The 24083-nt window shown below is 58.3% G+C and carries 17 protein-coding genes and 1 pseudogene; 12 read left to right on the top strand and 6 right to left on the bottom strand.

The window, feature by feature from the left end; genetic code table 11:
* The first annotated feature begins 24 nt into the window (after positions 1-24).
* From FGA82_RS07480 to FGA82_RS07460, 5 genes are read left to right on the top strand one after another with little or no spacing between them, the layout of a single operon-like run.
* Positions 25-1737: a DUF2138 domain-containing protein gene (locus FGA82_RS07480; RefSeq protein ID WP_141126592.1), complete on the top strand. Its 1713-nt coding sequence runs from the start codon at positions 25-27 to the stop codon at positions 1735-1737.
* On the top strand, positions 1722-2372 hold the full coding sequence (locus FGA82_RS07475) for a DUF1175 domain-containing protein (protein WP_095122135.1): 651 nt from the start codon (positions 1722-1724) through the stop codon (positions 2370-2372). Before FGA82_RS07480 ends, FGA82_RS07475 begins: the two co-directional genes overlap by 16 nt.
* Positions 2369-6943: an alpha-2-macroglobulin family protein gene (locus tag FGA82_RS07470; protein WP_141126591.1), complete on the top strand. Its 4575-nt coding sequence runs from the start codon at positions 2369-2371 to the stop codon at positions 6941-6943. The genes FGA82_RS07475 and FGA82_RS07470 overlap by 4 nt, the downstream gene beginning before the upstream one ends.
* A gap of 1 nt (position 6944) precedes the next feature.
* Positions 6945-8564 (top strand): DUF2300 domain-containing protein, encoded by a 1620-nt coding sequence (locus FGA82_RS07465; protein WP_141126590.1) that lies wholly within the window; start codon positions 6945-6947, stop codon positions 8562-8564.
* A 3-nt stretch (positions 8565-8567) separates the two neighbouring features.
* The gene (locus FGA82_RS07460) at positions 8568-9380 is read left to right on the top strand and encodes a YfaP family protein (RefSeq protein ID WP_141126589.1); all 813 of its coding nucleotides are present in this window, start codon (positions 8568-8570) and stop codon (positions 9378-9380) included.
* A gap of 24 nt (positions 9381-9404) precedes the next feature.
* Here the strand turns inward: FGA82_RS07460 and FGA82_RS07455 are convergent, their stop codons facing one another.
* The 5 genes and pseudogenes from FGA82_RS07455 to FGA82_RS07435 form a co-directional block, all read right to left on the bottom strand.
* On the bottom strand, positions 9405-9839 hold the full coding sequence (locus tag FGA82_RS07455) for a hypothetical protein (protein ID WP_141126588.1): 435 nt from the start codon (positions 9837-9839) through the stop codon (positions 9405-9407).
* 59 nt (positions 9840-9898) lie between these two features.
* Complete coding sequence (locus FGA82_RS07450) at positions 9899-10456, bottom strand: hypothetical protein (protein WP_141126587.1); 558 nt, start codon at positions 10454-10456, stop codon at positions 9899-9901.
* Positions 10457-10583: 127 nt separating this feature from the next.
* Entirely contained in the window at positions 10584-11759 is a 1176-nt protein-coding gene (locus tag FGA82_RS07445) for a GGDEF domain-containing protein (RefSeq protein ID WP_141126586.1), read from the bottom strand.
* 189 nt (positions 11760-11948) lie between these two features.
* A pseudogene (locus tag FGA82_RS07440) lies at positions 11949-13520 on the bottom strand (type VI lipase adapter Tla3 domain-containing protein); the annotation flags it as partial.
* A gap of 133 nt (positions 13521-13653) precedes the next feature.
* Positions 13654-14391, bottom strand: coding sequence for a hypothetical protein (locus tag FGA82_RS07435; RefSeq protein WP_141126585.1), 738 nt, complete (start codon positions 14389-14391; stop codon positions 13654-13656).
* A 301-nt stretch (positions 14392-14692) separates the two neighbouring features.
* Here FGA82_RS07435 and FGA82_RS07430 point away from each other — a divergent pair, with 301 nt between their 5' ends.
* The 7 genes from FGA82_RS07430 to FGA82_RS32400 all read left to right on the top strand — a co-directional run bounded on the left by FGA82_RS07430 (position 14693) and on the right by FGA82_RS32400 (position 20178).
* Positions 14693-15937: a tyrosine-type recombinase/integrase gene (locus FGA82_RS07430; RefSeq protein WP_141126584.1), complete on the top strand. Its 1245-nt coding sequence runs from the start codon at positions 14693-14695 to the stop codon at positions 15935-15937.
* Between the two features lie 65 nt (positions 15938-16002).
* Positions 16003-16500, top strand: a complete 498-nt coding sequence (locus FGA82_RS07425; protein ID WP_141126583.1) for a hypothetical protein — start codon at positions 16003-16005, stop codon at positions 16498-16500.
* Positions 16501-16626: 126 nt separating this feature from the next.
* Positions 16627-16803 (top strand): AlpA family phage regulatory protein, encoded by a 177-nt coding sequence (locus FGA82_RS07420; protein ID WP_141126582.1) that lies wholly within the window; start codon positions 16627-16629, stop codon positions 16801-16803.
* On the top strand, positions 16803-17681 hold the full coding sequence (locus FGA82_RS07415) for a toprim domain-containing protein (protein WP_141126581.1): 879 nt from the start codon (positions 16803-16805) through the stop codon (positions 17679-17681). The genes FGA82_RS07420 and FGA82_RS07415 overlap by 1 nt, the downstream gene beginning before the upstream one ends.
* On the top strand, positions 17678-19204 hold the full coding sequence (locus FGA82_RS07410; protein WP_141126580.1) for a DUF3631 domain-containing protein: 1527 nt from the start codon (positions 17678-17680) through the stop codon (positions 19202-19204). Before FGA82_RS07415 ends, FGA82_RS07410 begins: the two co-directional genes overlap by 4 nt.
* A gap of 2 nt (positions 19205-19206) precedes the next feature.
* A complete protein-coding gene (locus tag FGA82_RS07405; protein WP_141126579.1) occupies positions 19207-19437 on the top strand; it encodes a hypothetical protein in 231 nt (76 codons plus the stop codon).
* Positions 19438-19572: 135 nt separating this feature from the next.
* Positions 19573-20178 (top strand): hypothetical protein, encoded by a 606-nt coding sequence (locus tag FGA82_RS32400; RefSeq protein WP_249384225.1) that lies wholly within the window; start codon positions 19573-19575, stop codon positions 20176-20178.
* Between the two features lie 762 nt (positions 20179-20940).
* Here the strand turns inward: FGA82_RS32400 and FGA82_RS07390 are convergent.
* A complete protein-coding gene (locus tag FGA82_RS07390) occupies positions 20941-24045 on the bottom strand; it encodes a type I restriction endonuclease subunit R (RefSeq protein ID WP_141126578.1) in 3105 nt (1034 codons plus the stop codon).
* Positions 24046-24083: the final 38 nt, after the last annotated feature.

The raw sequence follows: 24083 nt of genomic DNA, 5'->3' as shown, positions 1-24083 counted from the left end.
GAGCTTTGGGAAATGAGCGAGAAGATGAGCGATAACACTGTGACTTCGGCTGCCGACACGCCAGCGGCCAAACCTTCGCGACGCTGGCCTTTGCTGCTGGCCGGGCTGTGCCTGGTGGCCGGTGTGGCGGGTGGTTTTGGCTGGCTGCTGCTCAAACCCAAGGCGCCGCCTGCGGAATTGGCCAGTGACAAACTTGGCCTGAGCCGTCCGGATGCGTTGCTGGAAACCCGCTCGCTGAGCCAGTTGCCCAAGGACTTGCTGACGGTGCCGTTCCTCAAGGCCACGCTCACCGAAGATTTCGTCTTCTATTACGAGACCCATGCCGATCGTCTCGGGCTGATCGGCAGTCTGCGCCGGATCATCTACGAGCATGATCTGAAGTTGCAGGACAGCCTGATCGAACAGCTTTTCGATCAACCGGCTGACGTGGCGTTGTGGCGTGGCGCGGATGGTCGCTTGAAGGATTTCCTGCTGGTGATGGATCGCGGCGGTCTGGCGAAACTGCTCGAGCCGCTGGCGAAAGTTGCACTGGATGACACGCAGCTCAGTCAGATGGGCGAACTCAAAGTCGGCGGCGATAGCGTGCCGCTGTATCAACTGACCTATAACGCCAGCAAAGCCCTGCTGTTCGCCTCCCACGGCGACAAACTGGTGGTGCTGTCCAATCCGGCCAAGTACTACGACCCGGAAAGCGGCGTATCCGAGGAGTCGGGCCACGTCTCGCCACAAGCGCTGGCGGCGTTGCTCAATGGCGAAAAACTGTTCCCTGAAGCGTTCGGCCTGCCGGCGAAAACTCCGGAAACCAAGCAACGCCTTTCGGTCAATTCCAGTGTTCTGGCCATGGGTTATCAGCGCTTTATCCCGAACTTCGCCGGGCTGCGCTTCGACATGGACGACAAGGGTTGGCACAGCTACCTGGCCATGGACGAACTGGAAAACCAGCCAGACTTCGATTTCAAACCGGTCTGGCAAGCGATGCCGCTGGGTGCCAGTGCCTGCGTAACTCTGCCGGTCGCGGCCGAGCCGCAAAAGCCGCTGTTGGTAAAACTCGGCGCTGAAGAAGCCGTGGCGCAGACACTCACCGAACACGTGGCCGGCGCGGCAGGCCTGTGCTGGTACGCCGATTCGCGTTTGTACACGCCGTTGCTGGTGGCCAGTCTGAAAGACGAGGACAGCAGCAAACTTGATGGCGACCTCGGCAAGCTGTTCGGTTCGATGGTTGGTGCGTTCGAGGCCAATGTCGACGAAAACGTCTTCCCGGTGGTCGAGAAACAAGAAGGCCAGAACCACGTCTGGCAGCGTCAGGTCAGCTCCAACTTCGGCCCGTATGCGGCGAAGACTGCCGAAAACCCGGACGCGATTTCCGGCAAGGCTTTCATGAAAGTCAGCCTCGCCCGTCACGGTTCGACGCTGCTGTTTTCCCTCGACGACAAACTCGTCGACAAGGCCCTCGGCACCCTCGACAAACGCTTCCCGCCGATGGCCGATGTGCTGCCCCAAGATGTGCTGATGCCGATCTACTTCGGCCCGGATTCGATGGCGCAGCTGATGCAGCAGGAAACCCTCGACAGCCTGCCGCAGGACATGGAACCGGTGTTTTACAACGCCGCGCAAACCTACCTGATCCCGAAACTGCGCACCCTCGGCGGCTATGGCAAATATGCCCTGACCTTGCCCGAAGGCAGTGAACCAGACGGCCACTGGCAATGGTTGCCGCTGGAATGGAAAGCGCTGTGACCACACTGATCCGCAGCCTCGGCCTGCTCGCGCTGTTACTCAGCGCGGGCGCCCGCGCCGTTGAAGCACCTGCACTGGATCCGGCGCAGTCCCAGGTGTTCCGCGCCTGGTTCGTGCGCATCGCCCAGGAGCAACTGAGCCAGGGCCCGAGCCCGCGCTGGTATCAGCAGGACTGTGCCGGGCTGGTGCGTTTTGCCGCCAACGAAGCGCTGAAAGTCCACGACGACAAATGGCTGCGCAGCAATGGCCTGTCCAATCGTTATCTGCCGCCGGAACTGTCGCTCAGCGATGAGCAGCGCAAGCTCGCCCAGCAATGGCAGCAGGGCGGTGGCAAGGTCGGGCCGTACGTCAACGCGATCAAACTGATTCAGTTCAACAGCCACCTGGTCAGCCGTGACGTGTCGCAGGCGCGGCCCGGTGATCTGATGTTTTTCGATCAGGGCGACGACCAGCACCTGATGATCTGGATGGGCCGCTACATCGCCTATCACACCGGCACCACCACCCCTACTGACAACGGCATGCGTTCAGCAAGCCTGCAGCAACTCATGACATGGAAGGACACCCGATGGATACCCGACGCAGCCAACCCCAACTTCATCGGCGTCTATCGACTGAACTTTCTCTCCCAATGACCGGTGCCCGCATGTTGCGACTCTGCTCCCGAATTCCTTTGCTGCTGGCGCTGTTGCTGCCATTGGCCACCGTCAACGCCGAAGATTCGGTCGAGCCGAGTGGCTACACGCCGGTCTCCGGTGAAAGCTTCTTCCTGCTGGCCGATAGCAGCTTTGCTGCCGACGAACAGGCGATGGTGCGCCTCGAAGCGCCGGGCCGTGATTACCGTCGTTTCCGCATGGAACCGTATGGCGGCGCCGACATTCGCGTGTATCGCATCGACAAGCCGCTGGATTTCCTCAAGCGCCAGAAGAACCTGCACCGCGTCGTCAGCGATGGCCAGTTCAAGGGCGAAGGCCTGTCCAACACCCTCGCGTACCTGTGGGACAACTGGTATCGAAAATCCCGTCGAGTGATGCAACGCGCGTTCTCTTACGAGTCGCGCAAACAGGTTACCGAGGAAGTGCCGGAACTGAAGATGGGTAACGCCATTGCCGCGCCGACGCCGTACGACGCACAGCCGCAATTTGCGCTGATCCCGGGTCTGCCGGTGGTCAGCCAGTTCCGTTATCCGTTGTGGCAGGCCAAGCCGATTGAGCCGCCGGCCGGGGTCAATCTGGCCGGGTCTTCCAGCGATTTCGTCAGTGTCGCGCCGGGTAACGTTTACATCCCGCTGGGCAATCTGAAACCGGGTCTGTATCTGGTTGAAGCGCTGATCGGTAAATACCGTGCGACCACCATGGTCTTCGTCTCCAACACCGTCGCGGTGAGCAAGATTGCCGGTGATGAATTGCTGGTCTGGGCTGCGCGCAAACATGAAGGCAGTTCGGTGCCGAAGGTTAACGTGCTGTGGACTGACGGCCTCGGCGTGATGAGCAGCGGTGCCACCGATGCCGATGGCTTGCTGCGGCTGAAACACGTCAGCCCTGAGCGTTCGTTCGTCATCGGCGAGGACGAAGAGGGCGGTGTATTCGTCTCGGAAAACTTCTATTACGACAGCGAAATCTATGACACCAAACTGTATGCCTTCACCGACCGGCCGCTGTATCGCCCGGGTGATTGGGTGTCGCTGAAGATCGTCGGTCGCGAGTTCAAGAATGCGCGGGATTCGGTGTTGCCGGGTGCAGCGGATGTCACGGTCAGTGTGCTCGATGCCACCGGCACCGAGTTGCAGCACCTCGATTTGAAACTCGATTCGAAGGCCGGTACTCAGGGCCGTTTCCAGTTGCCGGACAACGCGGTGGCGGGCGGCTACGAGATTCGTTTCAACTACAAGGATCAGGCCTACAGCAGCGCGTTCCGAGTGGCGGAATACATCAAACCGCACTTCGAAATCTCACTGAATCTGGCCAAGCAGGATTACCGCACCGGCGAACCGGTCAAAGGCAATCTGGTGTTGCTCTACCCGGACGGCAAACCGGTGGCCAACGCCAAGCTGACCCTGAGCCTGCGTGCCCAGCAACTGTCGATGGTCGACAACGAGCTGCAATACCTCGGGCAATTCCCGGTGGAACTGACCAGCACCGAACTGACCACCGACAGCAAAGGTAACGCGACCCTCGACCTGCCGGCTGCCGACAAACCGAGCCGCTACATGCTCACCGTGTTCGCCAGCGATGGCGCGGCGTATCGGGTCAAGACCACCAAGGAAATCCTCATCGACCGTGGCGCGGCGAGCTTCCGCTTGAGCGCTCCGCAACGCTTCAGTGCGGTCGGCGACAAGGTTGCGTTCAGTTACGCCAACGAGGGCGGCACCGAGCAAAGCAAAGCGGTGACGCCGAGCACGTATGGCTGGGTGCGTCTGGAAGACCAGAGCACGGGCGAAGGCAAACTGGCGGCGACGGACAAGGGCTTCAGTCTGGCCTTTGATCGTCCCGGCACTTACAACCTGACGCTCAAGGATCAACACGGTCGCGTGCTCGGGGCAACCGGGCATTCGGTCACTGGCGACGGCGTGAAAGCAGTGCCGGGCACCGTAGAAATCGTCCTCGATAAACCCGAGTACAAGGCTGGAGATGAAGCGCTGGCACTGATCACGTTCCCGGAACCGGTCAGCGATGCATTGCTGTCGCTGGAACGTGACAAGGTCGAAGCCACTGCGCTGCTGGCCAAGGGCGGTGATTGGCTGAAGCTGGAAAAACTCAGCGACACCCAATACCGCGCGCGTATCCCGGTGAAGGACAACTTCGCGCCGAACCTGACTTTTTCCGTGCTCTACACCAAGGGCGGTCAGTACAGCTTCCAGAACGCCGGGATCAAAGTGGTCGCGCCGCAAATCGACGTGGCGATCAGCACTGACAAAGCGGTGTATCTGCCGGGCGATACCGTCACGGTTGACCTGACCACACAGTTCGCCGGCAAAGCAGTACCGGCGCATCTGACCGTCAGCGTCGTCGACGAAATGGTCTACGCGTTGCAACCGGAAGTCGCGCCGACCATCGACCAGTTCTTCTATCACCCGCGCCGCAACAACGTGCGCACCAGCGCCAGCCTGTCGTTCATCAGTTACGACGTCGCGTTGCCGGGCAGCCCCGGCGCACCGGGCAAAGCCAACCGCAGCGAGCGTGGGGTGAAAGTGCTGGAGCGTCCGCGTCGTGAAGACGTCGATACCGCCGCGTGGCAGCCGGAGTTGTTGACCGGTGCCGACGGCAAAACCCGTTTCACCTTCAAGATGCCGGACTCGCTGACCCGCTGGCGCATCACCGCCCGCGCCATCGCCGATGACGGTCAGGTCGGGCAGAAGAAGCAATTCGTTCGTTCGGAAAAACCGCTGTACCTGAAGTGGAGCGGCCCGAGCAAATTCCGTAAGGGCGATCAGCCGCAACTCGGCATATTCGCGTTCAGTCAGGCCGAGAAACCGGTCAAGGCTGAACTGGTCACTCACTACGCGGGTGCCGAGCAACGCCTGCCGGTAACCCTGAACAACGGCATCAACTACCTGCCGCTGCCGGCGTTCGCCCTGGCTTCCGGCGAGTGGATGGCGGAGTTGGTGCAGGACGGCAAAACCGCCGACGCCCTCACCGTGCGCCTGAGTGCGACCGGTGACGGCTGGCAAGTGACGCAAACGCAAAGCCTCGATGTCGCCAGCGGTGACACGCCGTTGAGTCTGCCGGCCGACGCCAGCGATATTCGCCTGCGTCTGGATGACAGTCCGCAAGCGTTGTTCCGCTCGGCACTCGATGATCTGCTCAGCTATCCGTACGGCGGCGTTGAACAGACGGCCAGCCGTTTGCTGCCACTGAGCATTGCTTATCCGTCGCTGGCGTCGAATCCGCAGATCCGCGATCGCTTGCGTCTGATCATGCAGAACAGCCGTCTGCGTCTGGTGCAAATGGCCGGGCCATCGGCGAGCTTCACCTGGTGGGGTTACGACGGAGAGCCGGATGCATTCCTCACCGCTTACGCTTATTACGCTGACTTCAATGCCAGTCAGGTACTGGAGTTGACCCTGCCGCCGGAGCACTGGCAGCGCGTGCTGGAGGTGTACGCCAAGCAGGCGCCGAACACGCCGTTGCTGCAACGGGCGCTGATTCTGTCGTTCGCCAAGCAGATGCATTTGCCGGTGAACACGCTGCTCAGCGGTTTGATGGAGGATCTGGCCAAGGCCGGCGAAGGCAATGCTGAAACCATGCTCGCCGATGGCGAAGACAGTCTGGTGATGAGCGATCCGGATTCGGCGCTCGGACTGGCGGCGGCGCGGGTGTTGACCGCCTCTTTGGCCGCGCAGTCAAAAGTGGCCTTGCCAGACGCGTTCAATCGTCAAGTGGGCGCTGCGCAACAACGTCTGTCGGTCAGCTCGCAGCCGTTTGCCGAAGCGCTGAACCTGTCGCTGCAACCGTTCGATCAGGCTCGTGCGCAAGCGCTGCTGCAACGTCTGCTGCCACAGCAATCGACCCTCGAACGTGCGCTGGCGCTGACCTGGTTGCAACGCAGCATCGCCCAGGCGTCGCCGACTATTGCCCTCACACCGGGTGAAGGCTGGAAGAAAAACTACGGTGCAACCGGTGAGATGTACTGGACTTGGCAGGGCGCCACGCCGGTGCCGGGTGTGTTGACGGTGTCGGGGACTCAGGAGCGCCCACTGCGTGCGGCGTTGAGCTTCCAGACCCAGCAGCCGCCGGTCGATCCAATGGCCGTGACCATCACCCGTCGCCTGTCGCGACTGGTGCCGGGCGATGAAGCCTTCACCTTCAAACTGGAGCCGATCGGCACCAAGCCGCTGTCCAGCGACAGCCTGTATCTGGACGAAGTGATCCTCACCAGCAAAGCGCCGAAACCGCTGCGCTACGGCATGCTCGAAGTGCCGCTGCCACCGGGCGCCGATGTCGAGCGCACGACGTGGGGCATCAAGTTGCGGGGCAAGGACGGTACCGAGCCGACCGCACTGGAGAAGGCGCGATTCGAACCGGGGCAACTGGCTTATGCGGTGCCCGTCGATGCGTTGAGCGGCGAATTGCGCCTGCGCCATCTGGTGCGCTTCTCGCAAAAGGGCCAGTTCAACCTGCCTCCGGTGCGTTTCAAACAGGTCTACGCGCCGCAGCATCAGGCCCAGGAAGCGAAAGCCGCCCTCGGTCAGGTCACGGTCAACTGACATGACCCGGCCGCTACTGTGGCTGCTGATGTGTGTGGCTCCTGCGCTGGCGACGGCGCAGGACGAGCCGTTGCGCGTGGCCTACAAGGGCGAATTGTTGTCGTTGAGTCAGACACAACTGATCGCCCGTGAAGCGTTGCCGTCATCGCTGGATACGCCACTGGGCAGTCTGTGGAAGTTGTTTGTCTACGCGTGGCTGGTGGACACCGGCGCCCGGGAACCTGCGTATGAATGTCGCGGACAATCGAAGGACGAGGTTTATTGCTGCACGGCGGGCGGCAGGATTGAACGTGATCAGGCGTTGGTTAAATCCTGCGGGTTGTATTTTGAGCCTGCGCGGTTGGGCATTGCGACGGCTGATTGGAGAAACTATTGGCAGGCGCGACAAGCGCCGTCGTGGTTGCTCGATCTGCCTTCGGTGCAACCGGCTCAACGGGTTTCCGTGGTTGAACTGCTGAAGGTCCTGGCCTCGTTGCCGGCGCAGGATCAGGCGCGGCGGGTGTTGCTCGATGTGGTGCTGAATGCGGCGGACGGCAATGTCGTGGGTGAATTGGGCGGTCGCTTACGGGTGAAAACCTGGAGCTGGCTCGGCGATCAAGACCCGCAATCGCGACAGGGCGGATTCGCTGGCTGGACGGCTGATGGCTCACCGGTCTGGGCTGGCGGGCGGGGCACCAGTCAAATGGTTTTACGTCATTACGGGCAAGCGCTAGCAACGGTGTTACCTGCGGTTTGGCCGGCAGAGGCGGGGCGCTGTGTTGAGGTCGGTCTTTTTTCGCGCTATCCGGTAACCCGGGTTTTGACTGGCGAGCGGGTGGTCACTTCCGGCCCGTTGCAAGGCGATTACCGCGTTGAATTCGCCAACGGCAACGCGCTGGATATCCACGGCGATGGCGAACTGTTTCTGCTCAACGACAAACTCGTCGCAAGGCTTGATCGCGAAGAGTACGTCGCCCGCGTCCTTGAGCGCGAAGCCAAACCCGAACCCGCCGAAGCGGCCAAGGCGTTGGCCGTAGCGATCCGCACGTATCTGCTGCAAAACGCCACACGCAATGGCGATTGCCTGAGCATCGACGACAGCAGCAATCGCCAACGCGTCGCACCGCGCCCGGCCTCGGCCGAATCCCGCAACATCGCCGCATGGACGGCGGATCTGGTGTTGGCCGGCAGCACCGTCACCTATCATTCCGATCAACCCGGCCCGGACAAACTCGCCTGGCAACAAGCCGTCGAGCAAGCCAATGCCGGTCAACGTTACGACGCGATTCTGCTGCACGCTTATCCGCGCGCCAGCCTCAGTCGTTGGGACAACCCGGTCGCTTCCTGCGAAGCGCTGCCCGCCGCGCAAGACTGGCTGCAAAAACAACGTCGCGGCTGGCGCCCGAAGCTGGAAAGCGAAACCGGCTACAACGAAGTCAGCACCTTCGCCGTGTGCAAACTGGCGTTCGGCAGGCCCTTCGTCGATCGCGAACGCCAACGCATCTACGTGCGCGGCGTACTGAGCCTGCAGGATCGCCTCGACCTGACTCACGAATATCTGCACCTGGCCTTTGAAGCACACCCCAATGGCCAGGATGAAACCTACATCGAAGGGCTCGCCCGTCACCTTTTGCTGGAATAGACCATGACACTCCGTTTTCCACAGGTCTTGCTGCTGCTCTGCACGTTGACCGCGCTCTCGCCGACCATCGCTGCCGACAGCGTCAAACTCGACACCCCGGTCGGCGGCTGGCGCAGCGGCGCGCCAGAAGGCGAGGGCGAAAGCTTCCGCCAGACCGTCAACTACCCGGCCTCGTCGGTCAACACCCCGATTGGCCAGGCCAATACCGCGCGCATCAGCGGCGACATCAAAGCCACGCCCAAAAACAACGAGCCGGGACGACTGATCGTCAACGGCGTCAGCATGCCGTTGAAAATCGACGACAGCGGCCATTTTGATCGCCCGTTCTCGTTCCCCAACGGCAGCAACAGCGTCGAAGTGCGCAGCCCCGACGGCCAACAGCGCCACCGCACGCAATTCCTCAACACCAGCGGCGGCGCCACTCCGGCCAAGTTGCGCGTACTGCTGGCGTGGGACAGCGACGGCACCGACCTCGATCTGCACCTCGTCACCCCCGACGGCGCGCACATCTGGTACGGCAACCGCAGCGCCGCCAACGGCGCCGCGCTCGACGTCGACGTCACCACCGGCTACGGCCCGGAAATCTTCGCCATGCCGGCGCCGATCAAGGGCCAGTATCTGGTGTATGTGAATTATTACGGCGGTGGTTATCGCGGTGATGACGAGGGCGGAGATGAGGCGGTGCAGGCGCTGACCACGGCGCAGGTGACGGTGATTACCGAAGAAGGCACACCGAACGAGAAGATGGAGACGTTTTTGATCCCGATGCGCGCGGTGGGGGAGCTGACGCTGGTGAAGTCGTTCAGTTATCCCTGAGCAGTTAGTTGCTCAGGGGCAGCACTAGAGTCCAGGCGGAATGTAACCGGGTACGAACGGAACGTTGATGCATTTGCCATGAATGATTTTTCCGTCCTCGATCCTGAACAGTACGATCTTTTTGGCTTTGTTGACGGTGGCTTCCAGTTTGCAGTCAGAGCTATGCCCGACCGTCTCGTAGTACTCGGTGTACACCATGCCGTTGCCGGTGTGATTCATGGAAGTACCGGCCGCTTCAGTGGTGGTCCAACTTGAGGACTTGAACCAAGTCAGGACGGCCAGATTTTCGCCGTTGGCAGCGGTCTGTTTTTTCATTGAGTCGGGTTTGCCAAACAGATCGAGTGCTTCCTGAACATCCCGTCCTTCCCAGCGCGACTGCGCAATCAGGTGGCAGCCATTAACCATTGAGACTGTGGCTGTTATCAGCAGCGTCAGTAACGTTTTAGTCCATTGATTCATCATGACTCCCGGTGTCATGTGCGAGAATTGGCGCGCTGCAGCGTTAAGAGGTCAGGCTGTTACTTGTTGCCCAGTATCGAATCGAGGTTGTCCATCATCTGGCCTTTTTCCTGAATAGGTGCCAGTTTGAAGAACATTTGCTGCATGCCCTGAATCATCTGCAAGTGCTCCATCTTGCCCACTGCAATCATGTCTTTTTTCTCTGGAGTGCAAACGAAAGCCAAAGCGCGTTGCACCCAGAATTCCTTCGGCTGCTGCCATTGCTCGTTCACTTTCAGGTGGCGCAGCATGTAGGCAATTCGATCCACCGACTGGCCATTAACAAACCGCACCTTGTTGGTCTTGCACTGAACTTCCAGGTTGTAGGCATCGATCATTGGCTTGCCCGGCTCTTCATACACCAGCGTCACCGCCAGCATTTGCGCGCCCTTGGTACGCGTCGACGGCACTACTGATGTGCTGTCGGCGACATACATGATGTTCTTGTGCGGGACACCGTTGCCGTAAATGATCCACCAGTCGCCGACGGGGTTCGGCTCTTCTGCTGACACTGAAGTAGCAGTCAAGAGGGCAGCCAGTAGAGCGAGGGATTTACTCAGTTTGAAAAACGATGACATGGTGCTGCTCCATTCCTTGGCGCTTTTGTAGTGCACAAAAACAGAATGGAAATTTAGTGGCGGGTGCCGGCTGGGGCAATTAGGGCGGATGTGCTAATGGCTTATTGAAATGGCCGATTGTCGGGCATTAACTGTCGGAAAGACTCAGGTACAAAGAACGCAGTGTTTGTACGCGATTGCGCCCCTGATGCTTGGCACCGTACAGCGCCTGATCCGCTTCCGAGAGCAGGCGTGACAAGTCGTAACCGGATTCACGAGTGGTCACCACGCCGATGCTGACGCTGAGCAGCCCCGGTTCAAGAATCGACAATTGCGAGAAAGAACGACGGATCCGCTCGGCAATCTCCAATGCAGTCTGCTCATCGCAATCGTTGAGCAAACAAGCAAATTCCTCACCGCCAATCCGCCCCGATACATCTTCCTTGCGCAGGCTCTCGACCACGATCCGGCCGAACGCAATCAACGCCTGATCCCCGACGGGGTGGCCATAGGTGTCATTCAGACGCTTGAAGTTATCCAGATCGCAAAGCAACAACGCCGCCGGTTCCGCGTGCTGCTGACTTTCGGCAAGCAACTGCCCGGCGTTCATCATGAACGCGCGACGATTGCCAATGCCCGTCAGCGGATCGCTGAACGCTGCCGCTTTGAGCTTGAGCTCGGCACGCTCCTTGACCATCGCCAACGTGATGTAGGCAATGCCGATGACATACAGCATCGACTCGAACAGCATGAACGAGAAAAACGGCACGCCCTCGCCACTGCCCAGCAGCGCCTTTGTCACCGGCAGCCCTTCATCGGTCGCACTGCGAACGGCGTAGAACACAGTGTGCAAAACGGTCAGCACCAGCGCCGGCATGAACGCGACGTCCAGGGTGTGGCGGCTGCGCCAGAGCTCCAGCGTTGTCAGCACGCCGTAACCGAATGCCAGCAAGGAGTAGATCAGAACCCGATTGGGCATCGACTCGTAGAAGGCGGGAATCAGGCACAAGGTCAGCCAGGCGAACGCCCCCGCCAGAATGCCGGACACTGAAGGCCTGCGCCCGACCAGTGTGCGCATGGCCGTCCAGTTCAGGGCAGCACTGAGCAATAGAACAACATTGCCGAACACGATGGGAATGAAGTCGACGCCTCGATCACGCCAACTGACCAAGACCACGCCCAAAGCGCCAAGCAGCATCATGCTGCCGAGGTACGCCAGCGGCGGCTCACGGGTTTCGCGATACCAGGCGTGCAGCGTCAAAAGCCCCATCAAAAAGAAGACGAAGACCGAAACGACCAACAGGGTCGGGATATGCAGGGCCATTCCATGGATTCCCGTGAGGCGCAATACCGGAATCCGGCCGGGGTCGGGGATGCGGGTAAAAACAGAGGGCGGTGACAGGGCGGGATTTAGCACCGAGCCATTGCAATTGGCAAGTGTCGGTTGCCGAATGACACAGCGGAACCGCCTAAAGGCTCACGCCGTATCCGCGGTTCACGGGGCTGAATAGGGACTGGCGGAGGATGGCATCAAGGTGACGCTGAAGTGCTCGTTGCCCACCGGTTTCTTTCCGGGTGTCGGGGAGGTTACGGCGATGATCATTGCCTGATCCTGACGCCGCATCGGCATGACCACGCTGGTGTCGGCATTCAAGTAGCTGGCCATCGTCGCGAGCGTGAGCCCGACAAAAGGTGAAGCCGAGCCAGTGTCACCCAAGCGCTGAGTCAGGTCGTAACCCGCGCGCGAATCGAGCAGGTTCAGCGAACTGTGTGCTGCTTTGAGCGCCGGCAACAGCTGCGCCATTGCCGTGGCGTTCGAGCCACTGTCGAAGAACAGCCGGGTGGGCTTTTGCGCGAGCCCGGCCGTGGCCTCTTTCCAGCCAGCGGCCAGTTTCAGCGTCATGGCCTCACGCTTCAGCGGTTCGCCGTTATCCGGCCGCCGCAGCGACACGCTGACCGGCCGATGCAGCCTGGCCAGTACCGGCAGCGCATCCCATTGCTCGAACGCACGCTGGGTCCAGGGTTGAGGAATGAACGGCGAGGGCTGGAATGCCACGGCGGGTTTGCGCATTCCCCAACCGTTGAACTCCGGGTCGATTCTGTTCTCGTTGATCCTGGCAAACTGAGCGTAGTAACGCAGCCATTCGACGCGCTCGGGGCGGCCGACGACCATGGCGACCATCGAGTCGGTGAGTTCACCGGGCTTACGCGGCCCGGGTCCACCAATCAGCGGCGCTTTTTTTGCCGAGAGGGCAAACGACATGCTGAAGCCCTCCACACTGTAGATCAGCACGGCGGGGAGGTCGGGGTTTTGCTCGAACAACCGGAACAACTCTTCCAACAGACCTTCTGGGGTGTCGTTGCAGACAATGCCGTCTTGCAGATTGCGCACGCGATGCCAGTGCAGGCCCGCTTCCGTACGGTAAGCGTTGACCATGCCTGAGAGCATTTTTCGGGTCCTGTCTGGAGAGAAACGCAGGTTCGGTGCATCGGAATTCCAGCCACGCACGACCGTGATGGTCGGGATGGGCCATTTCTCCACGAAGTCGCTTAAACCCAGTTCCAGCGCATCAGCCTTGCGCTTGTCGTAGGCCATGTCCTTGTCGTCGCTATCCACCGGATATTTTCCTGGATCAGTCGGCAGGATGCTGCCAGCGTGCAGGGATTCGGCGTGTTTTGTATTCTGCTCCTGCAAGGCTTTCCAGACCTGACCTTGCCGGAATACGTCGAGACTTATGCCGACGGCGAGCACATCGAGAGTGTCCAGACGGGGCGAAGTGGCTGGCGCGCGGTAACGGGCATCCACGGTCATGGCTGTCGCTTCGTTGGCCGAGGTATAGGGCGTGACGGCGGAGGTCGGACTGGCAAAGCAACGGCTGAGCGTCAGCGGTTGTTCAGCCGCGCGAGCCAGCGGGCTGGTCAGGAAAAAACCGACGATAAGCAGGCAAGCAGGATTGAGATGAGTGCGGTTTTTGCGTTTGCGACGCAAGCAGGCCTTGCCGTCATCGTCGGCGCGCAGGCTGATGCTGGCCAGGGGGAGCAATGGGGCGATACAGAGTTTCTTTGCCAGAGCTGCATGAGTCATCGTGCATTTCTTCCTTGAAAGTTACCCCGTTGGTCGCTAGGAACAGGGGTGACTGCCTGACCTTTCCCTTTGATCCCCGCCCATGATGACCTTTGTGCTGCGGCAAGGTCATGACATATCTGCACGCGGCCGCTTATTGACGGTGCGCCTCAAATACGTAGGGGTTCCCCGGGTCCGGGAAGTGCAACAGGTACTGCGCAACCGGCGTTTTACCATCGGACAGCCGATAATCCATTTTCAGACCGAGAGGGTTGTTTTCCAGCTCTGGACCCAGATAGGAGTTGTCCGGATAACTGAACTGGTTCTGCGGCGCCCTGCGAATGCCTGCACAGGACGCAAACAGCGGCGGTAGTGCGTAAAGGTGTTGCTCGTGTACCAACAACACATGAGTGTAGCGAACACCGCGGCCACTGCTCACATACTGCATCTCGACGCACGTCGAGGTGTCATGGCGCCAGACCGTGGCCGACGCCAGATTTTCCGGGTCGACGGGATCATTTGTGCGCCATGCCGGTGGCGCGAAGTTGCTGGCGTCGCGCAGCAGCCAACGCTGCTTCCCAATCGTCAGGGCCACGCCATCGAAGACAATCTCGGGTATGCCTTTGGGCGGGCTGAGAGCCAGGTCTTCGGGGGCGCTCCACTGCGCCTGGTCATAACGTTCAAACGCTGGCCGCATGGCATTGACCCAAAGGCAATGCCTCGGTGATTCCGAGCAGGGCATGGTCAGTTCAATTCCGGGCCCCGTAAACAAGTTGCTGCCCAGCGACTCGTAAAAAGCACGGTAATCGGTGAACTGCACCGGGGCTGCCTTCGCCAGAAAGGACAGGCTCGCTCCAATAAACAGGCTCAGACAACGGGTAAGTTTGCTCATCGATGCCCCTTGGCGCCGGATGCCTATTGATGTCATCGGAAATGACGGCATGCAAATCGTTTTTTCGATGGCGGCTTTGGACTGATACGTGTGCGAATAATGTGGGGACGGGTTTATTTCAGGCATTAAAAAGCCGGCTTGTGGCCGGCTTTCTATAGATCCACAGCTTTCTCCATAAATCCACAAGGCCTAGATATTACGGGGCTTTACGCCTACTATCAGTCCTCAGATGTCCACAGCAAATTGCTAGAATCCGCGATTTAGGTGTGGGTCAAGGTGTGGGTCGGAACCGGAGGGCTCTATGGGCAAGCTGACAATCAAGGCAATCGAATCAATTGTCCGATCCGGAGACACAGGTAAAACCAACGACGGCGATGGTTTGTATTTCCAGATAAGCAAAGCGGGTGTGTCCAGTTGGATTTTCCGCTACAAGCTTGAAGGTAAAGGTCGGGAAATGGGCCTGGGCCCTTATCCAACCATAACTCTCGCTAACGCCCGCGAACTGGCTGCAGATCAACGCAAGGTTTTGGCTGCTGGTTCTGACCCTCTGTCGGCCCGCGATGAAGAGCGAGAAGCAAAGCGCGAAGCCGAGCGACAAGCGCAAACGCGTCGTGTGACCTTTGAGTCGCTGGCGACCGAATACCGGAATGCTCATGGTTCTGCATGGTCGGAAAAATGGCGTAAAGGCTGGCTACGAAAGCTGGAGCTGTATGTCTTCCCCATCATCGGCAAGTTGCCTGCCGCCGAGATTCAGACCGAGCAGGTCCTGAAAGTGCTTCGCCCCATCTGGGCAACCAAGACCCGTACCGCCGACGAGGTGCGCGGACAAATCGAGCAGGTTCTAGATGCAGCCAAGGCGCACAAGCTGCGCGATGGTGACAATCCGGCACGTTGGCGCGGGCATTTGGATAGCTTGCTGAGCAAAGTAGAAAAGAAAAAAGCCCGCCAGCGCCAGCACTTCTCAGCAATGAAGTGGAAGGATGTACCGACGCTTATGGTCAAGCTGACGATGGACGAGTCTCGCGCCTCTGTAGCAGCCCGCCTGCTGATCCTCACTGGCGCGCGCGCACTCATGGTCCGCTTTGCAAAATGGTCGGAGTTCGATTTGAAGGCCGGTATTTGGTCGCTGCCTGCTGAACGGATGAAAATGCGCCAAGCCTTCAATATTCCCCTGGCTCCCGAGGTAGTCGAACTGCTAGAGGCTCTGCGGTCCGACGAGGACAGCTCGTACCTTTTCCCTGGTCAGGGCAAGACCGGCGTTATGCATGCCAACGCCATCCGCAACCTGTTGCACGGCTTAGGGCATGACGACGTGACCCGTCACGGCTTCCGGTCGAGCTTCCGTGACTGGGCAAGCGAATACACTCAGTATCCTCGTGAAATCTGCGAACTGGCCTTGGCCCACGACGAGCGTGACCAGACCGAGGCCGCCTACTCCCGATCCGACTTCATAGAGAAACGCCGTGCCTTGATGGCTGATTGGGCGAAATTCATTACCACGCCGCCATCGGCAAACGTCATTCAAGGCGATTTCAAACGAGCTTAAGTACGGCTGGCGGGAGAATGATTGCCAATGCCAGAGGCAGATATCTGTTAGGACAGGAGTGAGAGATGAAGTGGGCAAACGTTACGCGCGATGACCTGAACGCAGCATTAGCTTCCATCAAGAATGGCCATGACCCAGAAGCGGCGCGAAACCTCCAGGAGTACTTTCATGAGTGCATGAGTAGCGGCTATCCATACGACAGGGATTTTCTTCACGAGTACATGACTTTGGTCTTCGCGAGAATTGTGGAGGATAAAAGAACCGGGTGCCAAGCATTTGGTTTGAAGCTATGGAGAGGTGGGTACGACCGTGAAGATACGACGGAGCGTGATGTGACGGCGGCAGCTTGTGTTGTGTTGCTGATGCGAAAGGGTCTTCTGTGGCAGGACGCAATAGGCGATGCAGCAAACCTTATGTTCCCTGATGGTGAGGGAGAAAAGGCGATCAAGGTAGCCCATGCGCAATACAAGTCTGAAATTGAGCACTACCCTGACGTCACCCTCTTGGAGATATTGGGGCCGCTAGGCGGCACTTCCCTCATAAAGCGCGTTATGGCCGGTTAGAGCCTGCGTCACCTCCATGTGAAATGCCATCGTCCACCCCGAGCTGGGTGAATCCTTAGAGGAAACGACGATGGCAGCAACCAACCAACAATACGCCAACAGACCGCCACCCTGCGCCAACAGCGCATGATCTGGCGACTCCCTACTGTGAAATTTGCAACGGGTTTGGGGCGTTCCAAAATCTATAATTTGATGAAGGAGGGCCGCTTTCCGAAGGCCCGCCGCATTGCTGGCGCACATGTTGTTGGCTGGGACTCGCTGGAGATCGAAGCCTGGATTTCCCAGCAGTTGGAGTGCCAATAATGAAAAACGGCCACTCCCTATTGTTTCTTGATGCCATGCAAGCTTTTTATGGCCCGCTTGATTGCCTTCCGGTACCAGATGGCAGTATCCATCGCTTCCATGTCCCCGGTGATAAGCCTGGCAGTACGAACGGCTGGTATGTGCTGTTTGTCGATCGCATCGCTGCGGGCTGTTTCGGTAGCTGGAAGGCCGGGGGTGTATACAAATGGCGCAGCCGTAAGCCCTTCAATCATCTTGAGGCACAGATGATCGCCCAGCGCTTCAAGCAGGCCCGGCAGCTGCGAGAGGGGGAGCTGCGTAAGCGCCAACGGGCGGCCACCGTCGAAGCTATGCGCTTGTGGAATGCTGGCGCACCGGCTGATCCCGATCATCCCTATCTGACCCGCAAGGGTACTAAGCCATACATCCTGCGCCAGCGTGGCGACGTGTTGTTGGTTCCGCTGTGCCTGAATCGCCAGTTGGTTAGCCTCCAACGTATTTATCCGAACGGAGGTAAAAGTTTCCTGCGTGGCGGCATGTTCAAAGGCTGCTATTCGCCTTTGGGCATCATCACCGCTGGCCAGCCGCTGTACTACTGCGAAGGCTGGGCTACTGGCGCCACCATTCATGCCGAAACTGGGGCCGCCGTGGCGTGTGCAATGAATGCTGGCAACCTCTTGGGCGTTGGCCAGCGACTGCAGCGCCAACACTCAGACGCCGTGCTTATCGTCGCCGGCGACGACGACCGCCAGACCGAAGGCAACCCAGGCAGGACTGCCGCCACCATGGCCGCTGCAACGCTGGGCTGTGGGCTGATCTTCCCGCCCTGGTCTGGTGACGAGCCACTGGAGCTTTCCGACTTCAACGATCTGCACCAATGGCGGAAGGCCAACGCATGAGCGCATCCAACGTAAGCCCGCTGGTGCCCGAGGCATTGCCTGCGCCCGACCCTATCGCAAACGCCATCTCGAAGCTTAAGCACGATCCCGGTGCCGTGTTTGAAGCTGAGGTGCTGGCGCCTCTTCGTCAAGTACGCGATACCGATCCGGCGCGTTGGGCGCGTTACCGGCAGGCCATCAAGGATTGTGGTGTCGTGAGCATGGCCGACCTGGATAAGTTGACTAGCACCAGCAGTCCCAAAGAAACCGGCAACGCCGAGCTCTTCCCCGAGGTGATGTTTTGGCCCGACTCGGTGGACGGCGCCGCACTCTTGCACGAAGTGGCGATTGCCATCCGTGACCACGTCATTGCCGATCCGACGACAATCCATGCCGCTGCGCTGTGGGTTGCCTTCACTTGGTTTATCGACGTGGTGGACGTGGCGCCCATCGCTAACATCACCGCCCCGGAAAAGCGTTGCGGGAAGACGGTGATGCTGGGTGTGTTGGCACGGCTGGTCTATCGTCCGTTGGCAGTTTCCAACATCGCCCCGGCTGCGCTGTTCCGTGCCTTGGAGCTGTGGACGCCGTCCTTGATGCTTGACGAGGTGGATGCCTTCCTTGCCGCACATGAAGAAGCGCGAGGTATCCTGAATGCCGGCTTCACCCGTGACACGGCTTACGTAATTCGGTGTGTGGGCGACGATCACATGCCAACCCGCTTTAACGTTTGGGGTGCGAAGGCGCTGTGTGGCATCGGTAAAATTGCCGACACTCTCGCTGATCGCAGTATTCCGCTTCGCCTGCGTCGCAAACTGCCGGGGGAGCGCACGGTGAAGATTCGCCACGCCGATGCGCATCACTTCGCAACCTTGGCGGGTAAGTTGGCCCGTTTCGCCATCGACAACCGGGATGCAGTACGTATCGCCAGGCCGGCAGAGATCGAAGGCTTGAACGACCGGGCCAATGATTGCTGGGAACCGCTTCTGAAGATTGCGGAAGTCGCTGGTGGTGACTGGTTGCGCCTTGCTCGACAGTCTGCGATCACGCTTCACGGTCTGGAGGAGGAAGCTCCGAGCGCAGATGCCGAACTGTTGAACGACATTCGCACCGCTTTCACGGAAAAGCATGCGCTCAAGATGTTCGGAGAAGACCTTCTCGCTTTTTTGTTGGCTGATGAGGAAGCGCCTTGGGCAACCTGGAATCGTGGCCGCCCTATGACTCGCCGTCAGCTCACCGGTCGCGTTGAGGGTTTTGGCGTTAAGTCGAAAGACGTGCGTATTGGGGTAGCTGTAAAAAAAGGCTTCGAGCGTAGCGACTTCGAAGACGTATGGACGCGCTACCTTCCCGGCACTACCCCCGCGGCTACCGCTACAACGCTACAGCCCAACAACCATAAGGCTTTGAGCGACTTTTCGAACGCTACACAGGTCACGTCTGTAGCGAAGCAAAACACGCTGAAAGCCAGTAGTTCCGAGGCTTGTAGCGTTGTAGCGGATCAAAAGGCGGTACAGCACGAAGACAACACAGCGGAGTACTTCTAGTCATGGCCGCCCTGGACTATTTGCGCCAGGCTGGCCTGGTCGTCGAGCTGGAGGGCAAGCGACTGCGCGTGACCCCAGCATCGCGTATCACCGACGAGCACCGCCAGTACCTGAGCGATCACCGCGCTGACCTGCTGGCCGAATTGAGTTGCCAACGATCCGCAGATCGCGCCAGTAGCGCAGCAGCACGAGCCGCAACATCTCATCCGCACTGCTGCAACGGCCTCACCTGAATGGCACCAGTCCCGCGACTTGTACATCGGCCATCTGATGCGCTGCGATGCCTGTCACGCACCGACTGTTCGTTACTGTGCAATAGGGGAAGCGCTGCGCCAGCGTTATAACAACACTCCGATGGAGATGAGCGAATGAGCGACGCCTCGACAGTGAAGTTAGCCATTGAGGAAAATGAGGACCAGATCAACGCCCGCAATTACCTGACTCCGGAGTTCCTGAGCGCCGCATTGCTTGTCAGCAGTAACCTGCTCGGCAAGACGCCGGTTATCGAGGTTGTCTCCGAACTTTTTCGGCAGTCGGCTGCTATTACCCGCGGTGACATGACCCGAGCAGAAGAAATGCTGGTGGCGCAGGCACACACTTTGGACGCTCTGTTCACGCATCTCGCAAGTCGGGCGCTGTCGGCCAAACACATGGGCGGCTTGGAGTCCTACATGCGTCTGGCGCTCAAGGCCCAGAACCAGGCCAGGGCTACCTTGCAGACCCTGGGCGAACTCAAAGCTCCCAAGCAGATCGCTTTCGTGAAGCAGGCGAATATCGGCAATCAGGTCCAGGTCAACAATGGTGTTCAAGAGAAGCCCGCGCGCACGCGGAAAACCAAAAAAGCGCAGAACGAACTATTGGAGGTTGAGCATGGCGAACGGCTGGACACCCGAGCGACGGGCACGGCAGGCGGAGCTGATCCGGCAATGGCGACCATGGGAGCGAAGCAGCGGACCAAGCAGCGCCGAGGGTAAGGCTGCTGCATCGCGCAATGCCTGGACGGGCGGGATGAGGCCGCTGCTACGAGAGCTGGCCGAAGAGCTTCGAGAGCTGGACAAGATTCGTCGAGAGATTCTGGACTGAGTGAAGCGCTATGGATGGCTCTTACTCCCAATCCTCCTAATAAAGGCGCTCCAAGTAGCGCTGAATCCGCTTATTACTCCAGTCGTTGGCCCGACTGAGTATTTCGTCCGATGTAATCGACCACATCGCCTTGGGACACCGGGTAAGACTCGCGTTCGCAATTCCAGTCTTCACTCGGGTAAGTCAGCAACCGTTCTTGATTTCGTGCGTCAGGCTATTGAGGAGAAAATAGAGCGAGATGTGGTTCGGTTCCAGAACCACTGAAGTATTTTCAGCAATCGCCAAAAAGAGCTTGGTGATCTTGGAACCCCGCAAGAGTTAGAGACTTTGTTCATTTATTAAACTTTACTCGGCCGTATCATCACCTGACAGCCCGTCTACGGAATGGCTCGACCTATTAATACCCAATTGAATTGGTGCTGCCTAACATGTACACCCGAGGGTTACTGGCTTCGAGCACGTTGCAAACATCCTGACGCAGGTTCAAGTTGCCCGACCAATTCCAATGCTTCGGCGCAAGCTACGCTGGCTGATCTCGGCCCCGTTTTTGTGCGAACACTGGATCATCTCCTGCATGTCGCCACCTACTTTGGTCAAAGCTACAGGTCGCGCCTACTAATTAGCCTCTTCGTATTAACACCCTTTCACCCCCGTTACATCCACGTCTCACAAAGCGCTTCTGCCTGCGCCAGAATCAACTTGGTCGCTTCCTCTTGCTGATCCGGAGGATATTTATATTTACGCAAGATTCGTTTAACCAGCAGTCGAAGTCTAGCCCGAACGCTTTCTCGGTTACTCCAGTCCACCGTGACGCTTTTTCGAAGGCTATCGGTCAACTCATGGGCGATTTTGGCCAGAATTTCGTCGCCTAACTCGCGCACCGAAGACTCGTTATTCGCCAAGGCATCATAGAACGCCAATTCGTCATTATTCAGGCCGAGCTCATTTCCGCGTTTGCTGGCCGATGCGAATTTTTTGGCCATTTCAATGAGCTCTTCGATGACCTGCGCGGTTTCGATGGAGCGATTCTGGTAGCGCTTGATAACGCTATCGAGCAATTCAGAGAATTTTTTCTCCTGCGTCAGGTTGGTGCTGAAGCGGCTCTTGATCTCGCCCTCAAGTAAGCGCTCAAGCAACTCGACCGCCAAGTTTCTTTCTGGCAGGTTCCGGACTTCGGCGAGAAAGTTGTCATCCAACAAACCTATATTTGGTTTATCCAACCCCACCGCTTGGAACACATCCACCACTTCGCCGGAAACTACCGCGTTACCGATGATCTGACGGATCGCCAGCTCACGCTCTTCATCGGTCTTTTTCTTCAGACTTACGTCACGCTTGATCAAAATCACTTTGATCGCCTGAAGGAAAGCAACTTCCTCGCGTACAGCTTTGGCGTTGTCGAGGGTGCAGCACAAAGAGAATGCCTTGCTCATCGCTAGTGCTGCATCAGCAAATCGCTTCTTCCCGTCTTTGAGACTCAGCACATGGTTCGCGGCGCCCGCCAAAAGCTTGTGGCCTCCAATTAGAAAGCTGCTGTAATCAAACCCGTGAAGGAAGCTACGGAGCAGGTCGAGCTTTTCTTCCAATATTGAGTAGACCTCATATGCATCAACCGTAGGACGGCCTTTGCCTTTGCTTGCAGTGTATTCCTTGAGTGCGGCCTTTAGCTCGTTGGCGATGCCAATGTAATCGACAACCAAACCACCCTGTTTGTCCTTGAAAACCCGATTGACGCGAGCGATAGCCTGCATCAGGTTATGACCTTTCATGGGTTTGTCTACGTAAAGTGTGTGCACGCAGGGCGCGTCGAAGCCGGTCAGCCACATGTCACGAACGATCACCAACTGGAGAGGGTCGTTGGGGTTCTTAAAGCGCTTCTCCAGCCGCTTTTTCATCTGGCCAGGATAAATATGCGGGCGTAGCAATACCTTGTCTGAGGCACTGCCGGTCATCACGACTTTGATCGTGCCCTTCTCCGGATCTTCGTTATGCCAGTCCGGGCGTAACGCCACGATTTCGTTATATAAGTGAACACAAATCTCTCGGCTCATTGCCACGATCATGGCCTTACCGTCCTGCGCCTGATTACGCTCTTCAAAGTGAGCAACCAAGTCTTTTGCCACACTTCTAATACGGGGTTCAGAACCGACTACTTTTTCCAATGCTGTCCAGCGGCTCTTCAAGCGTGATTGCTGATCCTCTTCTTCATCTTCGGATAACTCATCGACTTGATCGTCAATGTTCGGAAGTTCGCTGGCCTTCAGCGACAACTTCGCCAAGCGTGACTCAAAATAGATAGCGACGGTGGAGCCATCTTCCTTGGCCTGCTGCATATCGTACACGTGGATATACTCACCAAACACCGAGCGAGTATCACGATCTTCGCTAGATACAGGAGTGCCGGTAAACGCAACAAACGTGGCGTTCGGCAGCGCATCACGCAAGTGCTGGGCGTAGCCCACTTGGTAGCGAGTCCTACTTTCGGCTACCTGAAGTCCATTGGGCGCTTTTAGTTCGGCGTTGAATCCATATTGAGTGCGGTGGGCTTCGTCGGCGATGACTACGATATTGTGGCGCAGGGACAATACCGGAAAGCTGTCTTCATCAACCCCTGGCATGAATTTCTGGATAGTGGCAAACACGATACCGCCACTTGGTCGATTAGCCAGTTTGGTACGCAAGTCACCGCGGGACTCTACTTGAACCGGCTGCTCGCGGAGTAGATCTTGAGAAAGTGAAAATACTCCGAATAGCTGACCGTCAAGATCATTGCGGTCAGTGATCACCAAAATGGTGGGGTTTTCCATCGCCGCTTCCTGCATCACCCGAGCGGCGAAACAAGTCATGGTGATGCTTTTGCCAGACCCCTGCGTATGCCATACGACGCCACCTTTGTGGGTCCCGCCAGGACGCGATGCGCTGACGACCTGTTGGATTGCCGCCCGCACAGCATGAAACTGGTGATATCCGGCGATCTTTTTTATCAGATGACCATCGTCCTCGAACAATACGAAATAACGCAGGTAGTCGAGCAGCATCTCAGGAGCCAATAAACCACGAATCATAGTCTCCAGCTCGTTGAACTGCCCCAACGGGTCTAGGCCCAGACCGTCAATGGTTCGCCAGTTCATAAACCGTTCAGTATCCGCAGACAGCGATCCCATGCGAGCTTCACTGCCGTCGGTAATCACCAGAATTTCGTTATACTGGAACAGGTCAGGGATCTGCTCCTTATAGGTCTGAAGTTGCTTGAACGCTTGCCACAGATTGGCATTCATGTCGGCGGGGTTTTTCAACTCCAGCAACACAAGCGGCAACCCGTTAACGAACAAAATAATGTCCGGCCGTCGGGTATGCTTAGGACCCTGGATGCTGAATTGATTGATCGCGACCCAGTCGTTGGCCTTTACCTCAGCCCAATCGATCAAGCGAACGAAGTCACCTCGCGTTTCGCCTTCTTTCTGATATTGCACAGGTACGCCGCTGACAAGCAGCCGATGAAACACTCGATTGGCCGACATTTGCACAGGGACGCCCAACTCCAGCACCTGCTTTAATGCGTCTTCACGCGCTGTCAGAGGCACTTTGGGGTTTAATCTGGCGATAGCACTGCGTAGTCGCTCGACCAGGATGACCTGACGGTAGTTGTCGCGCTCAGGGCTGTCGCCATCATAGGCAATAGTCGGCCCGTAAACATGTGAGTATCCCAACTCACTTAGCCATCCGAGGGCATCTTTTTCAAGCTGGTCTTCGGTCATTCCAGTTCACTTCCTGTGTCTATTTCGCCGGCCAGCTC

The organism is Pseudomonas fluorescens, assembly GCF_005938625.1.
Taxonomy (GTDB): Bacteria; Pseudomonadota; Gammaproteobacteria; order Pseudomonadales; family Pseudomonadaceae; genus Aquipseudomonas; species Aquipseudomonas fluorescens_BD.
Note: the sequence above shows the minus strand (reverse complement) of the source record. Positions and strands in the feature narration are given on the sequence as shown.